Origin of the sequence: Micromonospora sp. MW-13 (genome assembly GCF_003434305.1) — a bacterium.
Lineage (GTDB): Bacteria > Actinomycetota > Actinomycetes > Mycobacteriales > Micromonosporaceae > Micromonospora.
Genome location: NZ_QKKX01000089.1, coordinates 36,312 through 48,324 on the forward strand (window position 1 = coordinate 36,312; position 12,013 = coordinate 48,324).

Consider the following 12,013-nt stretch of genomic DNA (forward strand, 5'->3'; position numbering starts at 1 on the left):
GAGACGTCCAATCAATCAATGCACACCGGCGTTACCGTGCCGTCCGGTCCGCACTTCGCCGGGCACGCCGGTCGAACGTCCTGGTCACGTCGGCCGCTAGGTACGTGGTCCGGCCCGCCCGGCTGCGGCGGCCCCACCGCTCCTCGCTGGCGAGCCGGTAGACCGTGCCGGACGGGACCCGCCAGAGCCGGGCGATGTCCGCGGCCGTGAACCAGCGCGCCCCCGGGACGGCGGTGGCCGCCGCGCCGGGGGCGGCGTCTCCCGCGACGGGCCGGCGCATCCGCCGGTGGAGCTCCAGCCACTGGTGGTCGGCCCACCGGTGCCGGGGGTCCTCCCGACACCGGATCTCCGCCGGTGACGGCTCGTGCGGGCGCAGGTGGGCCACGAGCTGGCCGGTGCAGCCGACCTCCACGCAGGACCCGAGCCGCACCTGACGTAGCTGTGCCGGGTACGCCGCTCGGCGCGCCGAGCGGACGAGCTGCGCCACCTCCTCGCTGAACTCGGCCGCCGCCGGGTGCGCCGCCACCCAGCGGAGGTGTCGCAGGAGGAACCGGGCCAGCGGGGTGGCCGACCGGGACGGTGGGCCGACCCGGCGCTCGGTGACGACCAGGCCGGCCCACGATCCGAGCACCCCGACGATGGTCGCCCGGGCCTCGGCGACGACCGGGTTGAACGGCATCGACGGCACCGTCCCGCCGCCGGAGGTGCGCTCGTGCTGCGCGCCGGATCCGCCGCCCAGCGCCTGCCCGCAGTCGTCGTACAAGGCGGGGAGCAGGCGCAGGTCCCGCTCGGCGTTCGCCAGGCACGACGGGCACAGCCGGGAGTCCGCCTCGGCCAGCCCCGCCGGCCGGCCGGCGCCCTCGCGCGACCGGCACCCCGCCCCGACGCACACCGCGTCCAGGATCCCGGGTATCTCGCACTCTCGATTCATCTCGGCATCTCTCCTGAATTCCCCGCCCTCGTGGGGCGGATGGTCGACGGGCGTGCTTCTCCGCCGTCGGGACGCCGACGCGCCGACGCGCCGGCTGACCGGGCGGGTCGGGGCGGCTGGCATCCGGCCGGCTGTCACCGGACCGGGGCGAGCCGCCGGTCCGGCCGAAGGACCACGACCGGGGCTACGGGAGCCGGGTGGCCGACGACGAGACCTGCGTCGTGGTCGCCCGCGCCGCCGGCCCGGTGGTACGGATCCTGCGCTCGATGTGTTCCGCGAACTCCCGCCACGTCTCCGCGCAGGCGTCGGCCGCTCCGTGGACGAGAAGCATGGAGTGCGGAGGGATCGTGTCGATCAGCTCGTTCCACTGCTCTCCGCTGATGTTCAGCGCCGCGAGCATCCGGAGCAGGAGCCGGCCCTTCTCGTTGAAGCGGAGGGACGGGTCGTTGCGGAGGCTCGCCGAGATCGCGTTGCGGTCGCGTCGGCTCCGGACCGTGGTCGCGGTGACGTCCCGCGCCTCCGTGCCGTCCGCCGGTTGCCGCTTCGGGCTCCGCCGCGGGGGCGGCACCGGATCGTCGCCGCGGCTCATCCTGCGGCGTACGTCGCGGACGGTGGTCGGGGAGATGCCCGCCGCCCGGGCGATGGTACGCAGCGACGCGTCCGGCTGCTTCGCGATCAGCTCGCTCGCCCGCCGCCGGCCCTCGGCGCTGTCCAGGGGCCGGACCCGGCCGTCCCGGCCGAGGCGCGTGTGCAACTGCGTGCTTTCCCCGGTTGCACGACGCCGGATGGACCCCACCGTCTTCGCCGCGAGCCCGGTGGTGGCGGCGATGACCCGGTCCGACCACTGCGGGTGGGAGGCGATGATGCGGTAGGCGGCAGCCGTCCGGTCGGCCAGCGAGAGCGGCAGCCCGTGCGCGATGTTGAGTTCCACCGCGAGGACGAAGGCCTCCTTCGCGTCGCCCTCGAAGAACTGGACGTCGATGTGCGTGTCGCCCCGTGACACCGCCGCGCGCACCCGGTGCATCCCGTCGACGACCCGCAGGGTCGGCCGGTGTACCAGGATCGGCGGGAACCTCGTCTCCGACTCCACGAGTACGCGCACGTAGTCCGGATTCTCGCCCTCCACCCGTGGGGAGTCCGAGGCGACCAGCAGGTCCAGCGCGACCCGCTCGACCGACTGCGAGACGGGCAGCCGGTCCAGGACCGGCGAGACCCACTCGACCAACTCCGAACCCCGGTTCGGCGATAAGGCAGACTTGTCCGTCACACTGGCCCCCGTAACTGCATTAACTGGATATCGAGATATCAGAACCGGAGCGGCGCCTGACGCCATTGCCAGAAAATTACTTAATCGACAGGCAGGCGCCACCGGTTTTGCGGGAATCGCCCTCGATCCCCACCGTCACTGAAGCTCGCACCGTCACTCACCGTCAACCGAAAGGCGACGCGGACAACTGTAAGTAGACCACCGGTAGCTGTAAAGGAGGACGAGGGTGCACACCGGACGCCACCGCAGTGTCGTGATATTGACGCAACATTAGCGGCAACCAATACCTAACGCGCTCTTAACGCGGGCTTGAGCAGCGCATCGACTAGACCTTCCGGTGGGCCCGGCACCGCTCCGACAGGCCGGCGCAGCCGGCCCCGCGCCTGCGGGCCTCCGCCCCACTCCCCTCGCCCGGGCACCTTTCGGCCGCCGTGCCGACGCCCTGGACCGCGCGTTCAGCAGGGACAACGCGGCACGTCGAGCGACCGGGCCAAACGTCTTGGGATTCCCATTCGGCACAAATCGAGAGGAGCGGGAATACGAAAGGCGTCCTAAACCTGCACCGTGACGCTTATCACAGCCCCCGGGTGGGGTTGCCGTGACGCTTCCACCCGGATACGAAGGCTCGCAGCCACGCCACGGTGGTGACGGATGCGGCGGCGGATGCCCACTCCGGGAGCCCCCGGTGGACAGCGGGGGCGGCGGCTGATCGGTACCGTCAACGTTCGACCTCTTCGCCGCCCCCGATCGAGAGAAGCCCGCCCGTGTCGCACGTCGAGAAGATCACCGGTGAGCTGCGGGCGCTGACCACCGGCGTCGAACGCGCACAGGGGCTGGCCGCCGCCGCCCACAGGCAGGCGCAGGAGGTGGCCCTGCGCGCCGCCGGTGCCGGCTTCGCCGCCGTCGCGGCCGGCATGACCCGGGTGCAGGCCGCGGTCTCGGAGATCCAGGGCACCCTGAACGGGCTGGCCACGTCCCTGGGCGAGGCGACGAAGACCACGGCGGCGGTCCCCCACCGGGCCACCCCGCAGGAGACCATCGCCGGGCTCACCCCCGTTTTGAGCAGCGTCGACGGTGTCCGCGACACCACGACCAGGACCATCGGTCAGCTCGGCGAGACCCGGCAGCTCGCCACCCTGGTGCTCCAGGGCGGGCAACCCGGCCCGATGCTGTCGACGCTGGAGAGCATCAGGCAGGTCCTGACGCTGGTCGTCCAGCGCACCGCTGTCGCCCGCCAGTCCGTCGAGGCGGCCATCGCCGAGGCACGACAGCTCGGTTCCTCGGAAAACTGACCGGATCTGGCCGCCGGGCCGCTCAACCCCCCAGCAGGCGGTAGCCGAAGTGCACGATCCGGACATCGGGATCCGGGAAGTCCGCCGGCCGCTGCTGCCGCACCGCCACCAGGCGAAGCCAGTGCGCCTGCGGCGTGCCGCGCAGGTTCCTGGGGCCGTCGAGCCGCAGGGTCGTGATGAGCCCGTACGGCTCACCGGGGGCCTGCTGCCACATGTCCTCGTACTTCGACTCGGCGAACATCTCCAGCGGACCGGTCCCGTCCAGGTCGAGAATCGCCACGGACGACCCGAGGTAGTCGTTGGGTTCCGGGCGATCGTTCATCACGCCGGCACCGGCCCTGCGGATCGATCCCACGGCGTTCTGGGTGTAGACGAACGAGCCGGCCCCGGTCGGTCCCGCCGGCGTGCCGGGAATCAGCGTCACCGAACCGGCGTCCTGCACCGTTCCCACGGTCATCGTCATCGCGCCGACCAGCAGGTCCGGTATGCCGTCGCCGGTGGCGTCGCCGGTCGCGAGCGAGTAGCCGAAGAGGCCGCCGGTCGGGTCGTCGTCCACTTCACCGGGAACCCCCGGGGTTTCCTGGTCGATCACCCGGTGCCCAGCCCAGGTGAGCCCGGAGCTTGCCCCACGGAGATAGATGACCAGGCCACCCGATGTCCGGGGAACCCCGAGGACGAGGTCCGCACGCCCGTCCTGGTCCAGGTCCGACAGCACCATCACGTCGACCTGAAGGGTGTGACCGGGGGTGTCCCGCTGGCCCTCGATCTTCGTGACACCGGCGACGCTCGGCCCGCCCACCGATCCGGGAAAGAGCGTCACGATGCCGTGCCGGTCGGATTCGGTCGTCCCGCGCCGGAACCCGCTCACAACGAGGTCGTCGTAGCCGTCGCCGGTGGAGTCACCGATCACCAACTGGGTGCCGAACTCCTCCTCCACCAGGCCCTGCCAGCGGGGCACCACCTGACGAAGCTCCACCGCACCGTCCCTGGTGAGACCGTCCTCGGTGCCCGACAGCACCGTCACCGAGCCCCGGAACGGGCCGTCGCGGTCCGGCGTCGCGCCACCGTCACTGACGGCGAGGTCGTCCCGGCCGTCGTTGTCGAGGTCACCTGCGGCGATGGCGCCGACGTGCAGGCCCGGCAGGTACTTCACGTTGCTGCGGTCGAGCCCGCCGGAACCGCCGTCGTAGACGAAGATGCCGTTCTCGAAGACGCCCTGGGCGAGCATCCGGGAGCTGGCGACCGCGAGGTCCTGGAAGCCGTCACCGTTGAAGTCGCCCGCGGTGAACTGGTGCGCCAGACGATGCCTGGGCTCCGCGATGGCGGGCGCGGTCAGGATCTCCTGGCGGGACGAACCGGAATACCGAACGTGCAGGACGAATCCGCCCGGGCTCGCGGAAGCGCCCACCACCAGTTCGTCCCTGCCGTCACCGTCCATGTCGAACCTGGGCCTGGCGCGGACGGTGGCGGGTGCCACCGGCGTGGCCGGGGGCCCGGCCGCCGTGGTCGGCCCGGCGATGGTCCCACGCGACACGGCCTCCGTCGCCGACTCCCGTGGCAAACGTGCACGCGGTTGGTTCCGGGCGTCCGCTGCGACGGGGACGTCAGCGGTCCTGCTCGTCGACCGGACCGGCTCGGGCCGAGGCTCCGCCTCCTTGGCGGCGCTCGCCGACGTGGCGGCAATACTCAGCAGCGACAGAACTCCTGCGGCGGCCCCACGAATTCCTCGGGTGATCTTCACGCAGTTCCCTCGTCAGGGGTGGTCGGGGGAGATGAGGCTAGTGGATCCCCGAACCGCTGTCACCACGCTGCCGGGCGCAGGCGCAGCCACGGGCACCGCCTCGATGTGATGCTGTCCCATCGTCCTCCGGAAGGGACCCGCCGGGTTGACGGTCCTGGCATCATGTTCCCGGCTGGGCGACCACGGGGAGAAGATCATGGGCATTCGGGTGCGCTGGTGCACGGTTTCCGCCTGCGTCGCGGCGCTCGTGGGCCTGCTGTCCACGGCGGCCGCCGGAGCGCCGCCGAAGCCCCGCCCGGCCAAGGTCACCCGGGACAGCGCCGGGATCGTCGTCCAGCGCGTCGGCACCTCGGGCAAGGTCGCCACGAAACTCGCGGTCACCGCCGCGGCCTCGTCTCTCGACCTCGACCGCGACGGCAAGGACGAGATGGTCGTGGGGGGCTACCTGTACCGGGGCGGTTACGGGGTCGTCGTCACCTACTCCGGCCTGCCGCAGCGTGACTACATCTCCGCACCGGTCACGTCCCCCACCCGGCCCAACTTCGGCGACACGTTGACGTCCGGCGACTTCAACGGCGACGGTTACGCCGACCTCGTGGTCGGCAACCGCGGTGAGGTGGCTCCCTCCGGCGTCGCCTTCGGCGGTGGTGTCTGGATCTTCTACGGGGGTGCCACCGGCCTCCGCCTCGACCAGCCGCAGCACCTCACCCAGGACACCGACGGCGTACCGGGCGACATGGCCGGGTACGACAGGTTCGGGGCCGCGCTCGCCACCGGGGACGTCAACGGCGACGGCCGGGACGACCTCGCCGTCGGCTCCCCGGGTGAGACGGTCAACGGGGCGGCGTCAGCGGGCTCGGTCACCGTTCTGTACGGCAGCCCGACGGGGCTCACGACCGTCGGCGCCCAACTGCTCACCCAGGACACCCCCGGCGTTCCGAGTGACGCCGAGTCGACTGACATGTTCGGCTCCGCGGTCGCCATCGGCGACATGACCGGCGACGGGTACGACGACCTCGCCGTCAGCGCGCCGGAGGAGGGCGAGTCCGGCGGCCCGATCGAGGGCGGTCTCGTCATGCTGCTGCCGGGCGGTCCCGGCGGGGTCACGACCACCGCGGTGACCTCCTTCACCGGTGCCGGCCTGGGCATCGGCGCCCTGGGCGACGAACTGTCCATCGCCGACATCGACGGGGACGGGGACGGCGATCTGGTCGCGGGTGCCCCCCGTAGCTGGGTGGGCTACATCGTCTACGTTCCGGGCAGCCCCGCCGGGCTGGACGTCGCGCGGTCGAGGACGGTCAGCATGCAGACCCCGGGAGTCCCCGGCGATCCGCTGGTCCACGTCAAGGGCGACTCGCCGCACTCGCACTTCGGCGGCGGCCTGTCGACCGGGGACGTGACCGGCGACGGGCGCGCCGACGTGCTCACCGGGGCGATGCAGTACGACGTGGGCGCAGTGGTGGACGCGGGGGCGGTACTGCTCCTCCCTGGCACCGCCCAGGGGCTGACGGGCGCCGGCTCGGTCATGCTGACGCAGGCTCCGTCGTGGCGGCTCATGCGGGTGACCAGTCTCGGCCCGGTGGCGGCGTACGACTATTTCGGCGAGTCGACCGCGATCCTCAATCTCGACGGCACCGGCCCGCTCGACATGCTCACCGGAACCAGCCGCGACGGCGACAGCGGGCTGGTGGTCGAACTGGACCTCCACTACGGCGCACGCCGGCCCGCCGCCGGATCGGCGGCCACCGCTCTGCGGCCGGTCGGTCGGTGGACCGGCACGGACCTCGGGGCGTACACCGTCGGCCACACGCTTCTGCACCGCTGACGGGAGTTGGCGGACCGGCGGGACCGGCCGCTGCGCCCGGGATCACCGGACCGTTCTGCCATGATTTCAGCCATTCCCCGGCGGCGACGGGACGGCGGCCGGTGCCGTGAGCGGGTCGGGCCGCCGGCGACGACCGTGCCGACCGTTTCGAAAATCCCGGCCGAGATCTGAAACCACACCTCCGGTCCAGGCGTCCCGAGAGTGAATCGCTCGCCGGTCACGGCTACCGCGACGGATGAGCGAGGCGGCCATCCCGGCCGGCCGGACCATCGACCGAAGGAGTGGGACATGTCGATCAACCAGTGGCTAGCCCGTGCTGGGCTGGTGGTACTGACCGGTGCTCTGGGGGCGTGCGGGGCGGGCACTTCGCCCGTTGCGGTGAGCGGGTCGGCGGCCACGTCGGAGCCGGGCGCGGCGACCCCGGCGTCCAGCGCTTCGGTGGCCGACTTCGGGTCGCAGCCGGCGGCGGCGAAGAGTTCCACCCCGCCGGTGCTGACGGGCAAGCGTCAGGTCACGATGGTACGGGTCGGCTCGTTCGAGTCGGGGTTGTCGCTGACCGACGCCGGCCGGCTGGCCGAGGTCGACGACGACAGCGGCCGGCAGCTCTTCGTGCCGACCCCGCTGGGCGGGCAGAAGTTCCTGATCAAGGCGTACGCCAGGACCAGCACCGGGCCACTCTGCTGGCGGGCGCACAACCCGGGCAACCAGCAGCCGCTGATCGTCCGGGCCGCCGCCTGCAAGGCGGAGGACGCCCGCCAGCAGTTCGAGATCCTCGCCACGAACACCGGTGGCACGCAGTCCTACCTGATCAGCATTGGCGGGGCGTACCTGCGGCATTCGTCGCGGTCCGGCCTGATCCTGGAGGAGTTGGGCGACGCGCCGCCGACGAGCAGCTTCCGGTTCATCGACAACGGGCCCGCGCCTGCCGCCCGGTGACCGTACGGCCCGGTCGGGGCCAGACGGGAAGCGCCGACCCGATCCGACCGGGCCGGCGGCGGCTGCCCGGCAGGTGAGGCGGGAACGGATGCGACCGGGCGGGTGGAGAGCTTGATCAATGCGTGACGCCGAGGAGTTCGACGCCTTCTACACCTCGTCGGCCCAGCGGGTGCTGGGGCAGGTGTACGCGATGATCGGCAATCGCACCGAGGCCGAGGACGCGGTGGCCGAGGCCTACGCCAGGGCCTGGGACCGGTGGACCGCCGTGCGGGAGTACGACAGCCCGGAGGCCTGGGTACGCAAGGTCGCCTACCGGGTCGCGGTGAGCGCGTGGCGCAAGGCGATCAACCGCCTGCGGGCCCACCGCCGTGAGGCGGTCGAGCAACACGTCGACGCGATCTCTGTCGATCACGTCGCGCTCATCGACGCGCTACGGCGCATCCCCGCCGAGCAGCGCCGGGTCGTCGTACTGCACCATCTGGTCGGCCTCAGCGTGGCCGAGATCGCCACGGAGGCCCGCGCGAACCCGAACACCGTCAAGACATGGCTTGCCCGCGGACGCCGGGCCCTGGCCGCCCACCTGACCGGAGCCGGGCATCAGACAACGGGCGGGAGGAGCTATGAGGCCTGACCACCACACTCTCGAGGAGGCTCTGCGGGAGTTGGCCCAGCATGCCCGGCAGGTCAGTCGGCTCGCCGCCGTCTCCGAGGTCCGTCGGCGCGGCGACACGCTTCGGCGGCGCCGGCAGATCGCGACTGCCGCGCTCGGTGTCAGCCTGCTGGGCATGCTGGGGGTGGGTGCCGCCGCGGCCCACCTCACCAGGGCACCACACGCCACTCTGCCCGTCGGGCCGCCCGGTCCGACCGGGAGCGCCCCCGCGCACTCCCCGGACGTCAGGCCGACAGGCCCGACCCCGAGTCCGCCCACGCACTCCCCGGACATGCAGCCGGCGGGCACGGACCCGAGTTCGCCCGCCGACCCGCCAGAGGCCGCGCCGACGGACATCACCCCGAGCGCGCCGGTGACCTCCGCGAGCGCCGATCCGCTGCGGCTCGGACAGCGCCAGTTCGCCGTCGTACGGTCGTCGGCATGGGAGTCAGCGGTGTCCCTGCTCGACGACGGTCGTCTCGCCGAGGTCGACGGCGACGACGGCCGCAGCCTGTTCGTGTTCGTGCCGCAGGCATCCGGCACCCACCTGGTCCGCACCGCCGAGCCGGACGCCGACGGAACCAGGCACTGCTGGCAGGTCCAGGCGGCGGGCAGTGGCCCCCTCGCCATCGTGGCGGCGCCGTGCTCGCCGGCAGATCCGAGACAGCAGTTCTCGATCGAGCCCCGTGGACAGGACGGTGACAAACCGACCTACGCCATCAGCAACCGGTCCGCCTATCTCCAGCACTCCAGCCAACGGGGCCTGATCCTCGAAGAACTCGGCGACGCGCCCCTGACCACGGTGTTCCGGTTCGTCGACAACGGCCCCGCGCCACACTGATCGGTGACTTCGACGGCGACGGCCACGGCGGCCTGCTCGGCATCGACAGCACCGGGGCCATGTACCTCAGCAACGGCAACAAGGGCTGGAGCGGCCGGGTCAAGCTCGGCTCCGGCTGGAACATGTACAAGGTCATCGTCTGAACCGACCCGCCGAACGCCCCCGGCCGCCGTGACGGCGCCGGGGGCGTTCGGCATTCCGGAGCACGGCGGCATCGCGGGGCTCAGTCGTGTGCGGCGAGGGCCCCGATGTGGGTCAGCAGGGTGCGCACGGCGCCGGCGGGCGGTGTACGGCCGCCCGTCCAGACGGCCCGCAGTTCCCGGTGCAGGTCGAGCCCCGCCAGCGCGACTTGCCGCAGCCGGCCCGACCGCAGGTCGTCGCCGACGGCGAGGCGGCTGATCACCGCCGGGCCGGCCCCGGCCAGAACCGCCGCGCGCACCGCGGCTGTGGTCGACAACTCCAGCGCAGGCGGCGCCTGTCGCCTGGTTCCGCCGAGCACCTGCCGTAGCGCGGTGGCCAGGGACTCCCGCGTGCCGGAACCGACCTCCCGCGTGACGAGCGGGGTCTCACACAGCTCGTCAGCCTCGATCCTGGACGCCCGCCGGGCCCAGCGATGATCCGGCGGCACCACCAGCACCAACTCGTCATGCGCGACGATCCGGCTACCCAACCCCTTGGGCACGCCCGGCCCCTCGACGAAACCCAGATCGGCGCAACCGGAACGGACCTGCTCGATGACGTGGTCGCTGTTGGTGGCGTCGAGCACCACCTGCACCGGCGTCTGGCCGCGACGATGAGTGTCGGCCCGCAGGCTGACCAGCCAACTCGGCAGCAACTGCTCGGCCACCGTCAGGCTGGCGCTGACCCGGATCCGGCTGCGGGTGTCCTCGCGTAACGACGCGAGACCGGCATCGACCTCCTGGGCGACCCTGACCAGGCGGTCGGCCCACTGCGCGACGACGACCCCGGCCGGGGTCAGATCGGCACCGCGGGTCGTGCGGACGGCCAGCCGCACCCCGGTCTGCGCCTCCAACGCGGCCATCCGAGCGGACACCGCCTGCTGGGTCAACCCGATCTCCCGGCCGGCCGCGCTCAAACTCCCGGTGCGGGCCACCGCGAGCAGCACCTCCAACGCCATCAGGTCCGGCATCCGCGCACTCAACACCACAGACCCAGATTGTACCCGCCCACAACCTTTGCTTGTGGGTTCACAACATCAACCCCGCTACCGGCCGGGCCTGGCCAGCACGATCGTGGTGACATGACCACTTCGACGTTGCCCAGACCGGCCGAGGCCGACAACGCCCCGCGGCGTCCACGACCGCACCCGTTCGCCCGCTTCGGACTGCTGCGCAGCCTGGACCATCCCCGCGACGTGCTGGCGAACCTCACACCGAACTGGTACGCGTCGATCATGGGTACCGGCATCGTGGCCACGGCCGCGGCGTCACTGCCCCTGCGGCTCCCCGGCCTACGGCTGTTCGCCACCGTCGTCTGGGCGCTCGCCGCGCTGCTGCTGCTCGGGTTGACCGTCGCCACGGTGGCGCACTGGCTGCGCCACCCTCGGGCTGCTCGCGGTCACCACGCCGACCCGGTCATGGCCCACTTCTACGGCGCCCCGCCGATGGCGATGCTCACCGTCGGCGCCGGCACCCTGCTGCTGGGCCGCGACGTCATCGGCCTGAACGCCGCGGTCGGCATCGGCTGGGTGCTGTGGTTCGCCGGCACCATCACCGGGCTGGTCACCGCCGCGGCGGTGCCCTACCTACAGTTCACCCGCCACGAAGGCGTCGACCAGCGCAGCGCGTTCGGCGGATGGCTGATGCCCGTGGTGCCACCGATGGTGTCGGCCTCGGTCGGCGCTCTGCTCGTGCCCTACGCCCCCGCCGGGCAAGCTCGGATGACCCTGGTGCTGGCCTGCTACGCCATGTTCGGGCTCAGTCTGATCGCCTCGCTCATCGTGATCACGCTGATCTGGAACCGGCTCATCCTGCACAAGATCGGACCGGCGCGGATGGTGCCGACCCTGTGGATCGTGCTCGGGCCGCTCGGCCAGTCGATCACCGCGGCGAACCTGCTCGGCGGCGTCGCCGCTCAGGCCCTGCCCGGACCGTACGCCCACGCCCTGCAGGCGTTCGGCGTCGTCTACGGCATACCCGTCTGGGGTTTCGCCCTGCTCTGGGCCGGCCTGGCCGCCGCCATCACCATCAAGACCGCCCGCGATCACCTGCCGTTCTCGCTGACCTGGTGGTCGTTCACCTTCCCCGTCGGCACCTGCGTCACCGGCACCTCGGGCCTCGCCCTGCACACCGGCTCGACGATGTTCCGCACCGCCGCCGTCATCTTCTACGCCGGTCTGCTCACCGCCTGGGCCGCCGTCGCCGTCCGCACCGCCACAGGCAGCCTCCGCGGGACCCTGTTCGCCCGCGTTCCCGATGCTCGTACGGTGTGACGACGGCACCTACCGGACCGGGCAGTGGTTGCGGCCGGTTCTTCGCCATTGATGTGTATGGCAGCGGCGCAACTGCGGC

The 12,013-nt window shown here is 72.0% G+C and carries 10 protein-coding genes; 6 read left to right on the forward strand and 4 right to left on the reverse strand.

All coding sequences use genetic code 11. From position 1 onward, the window contains the following. Window positions 1–31: 31 nt before the first annotated feature. Together C5N14_RS30445 and C5N14_RS30450 are read right to left on the reverse strand one after the other, a co-directional pair. Window positions 32–931 carry a hypothetical protein gene (locus C5N14_RS30445; RefSeq protein WP_128763710.1) on the reverse strand — a complete coding sequence of 300 codons (900 nt, stop codon included), beginning with the start codon at window positions 929–931 and terminating at the stop codon, window positions 32–34. A 184-nt stretch (window positions 932–1,115) separates the two neighbouring features. Beyond that, entirely contained in the window at window positions 1,116–2,156 is a 1,041-nt protein-coding gene (locus C5N14_RS30450; protein WP_207892945.1) for a ParB N-terminal domain-containing protein, read from the reverse strand. 806 nt (window positions 2,157–2,962) lie between these two features. Here C5N14_RS30450 and C5N14_RS30455 point away from each other — a divergent pair. Further along, complete coding sequence (locus C5N14_RS30455; protein WP_117673213.1) at window positions 2,963–3,490, forward strand: DUF6244 family protein; 528 nt, start codon at window positions 2,963–2,965, stop codon at window positions 3,488–3,490. Window positions 3,491–3,512: 22 nt separating this feature from the next. Here the strand turns inward: C5N14_RS30455 and C5N14_RS30460 are convergent, their stop codons facing one another. Beyond that, window positions 3,513–4,928, reverse strand: a complete 1,416-nt coding sequence (locus C5N14_RS30460) for an FG-GAP and VCBS repeat-containing protein (protein ID WP_165878291.1) — start codon at window positions 4,926–4,928, stop codon at window positions 3,513–3,515. Window positions 4,929–5,427: 499 nt separating this feature from the next. Between C5N14_RS30460 and C5N14_RS30465 the strand changes: the two genes are divergently transcribed. From C5N14_RS30465 to C5N14_RS30480, 4 genes are all read left to right on the forward strand, one after another. Further along, window positions 5,428–7,056 (forward strand): FG-GAP and VCBS repeat-containing protein, encoded by a 1,629-nt coding sequence (locus C5N14_RS30465; RefSeq protein ID WP_117673217.1) that lies wholly within the window; start codon window positions 5,428–5,430, stop codon window positions 7,054–7,056. 288 nt (window positions 7,057–7,344) lie between these two features. Continuing rightward, on the forward strand, window positions 7,345–7,992 hold the full coding sequence (locus tag C5N14_RS30470; RefSeq protein ID WP_117673218.1) for a hypothetical protein: 648 nt from the start codon (window positions 7,345–7,347) through the stop codon (window positions 7,990–7,992). Between the two features lie 118 nt (window positions 7,993–8,110). Beyond that, window positions 8,111–8,623 carry a SigE family RNA polymerase sigma factor gene (locus tag C5N14_RS30475; protein ID WP_117673220.1) on the forward strand — a complete coding sequence of 171 codons (513 nt, stop codon included), beginning with the start codon at window positions 8,111–8,113 and terminating at the stop codon, window positions 8,621–8,623. Further along, window positions 8,613–9,482 carry a hypothetical protein gene (locus tag C5N14_RS30480; RefSeq protein ID WP_117673222.1) on the forward strand — a complete coding sequence of 290 codons (870 nt, stop codon included), beginning with the start codon at window positions 8,613–8,615 and terminating at the stop codon, window positions 9,480–9,482. The genes C5N14_RS30475 and C5N14_RS30480 overlap by 11 nt, the downstream gene beginning before the upstream one ends. 223 nt (window positions 9,483–9,705) lie before the next feature. On the opposite strand, the gene C5N14_RS30485 is transcribed toward C5N14_RS30480, so the two are convergent. Then, on the reverse strand, window positions 9,706–10,650 hold the full coding sequence (locus C5N14_RS30485) for a LysR family transcriptional regulator (RefSeq protein WP_117673224.1): 945 nt from the start codon (window positions 10,648–10,650) through the stop codon (window positions 9,706–9,708). A gap of 93 nt (window positions 10,651–10,743) precedes the next feature. Here C5N14_RS30485 and C5N14_RS30490 point away from each other — a divergent pair, with 93 nt between their 5' ends. Next, on the forward strand, window positions 10,744–11,934 hold the full coding sequence (locus C5N14_RS30490) for a TDT family transporter (protein ID WP_117673226.1): 1,191 nt from the start codon (window positions 10,744–10,746) through the stop codon (window positions 11,932–11,934). Window positions 11,935–12,013 lie beyond the last annotated feature (79 nt).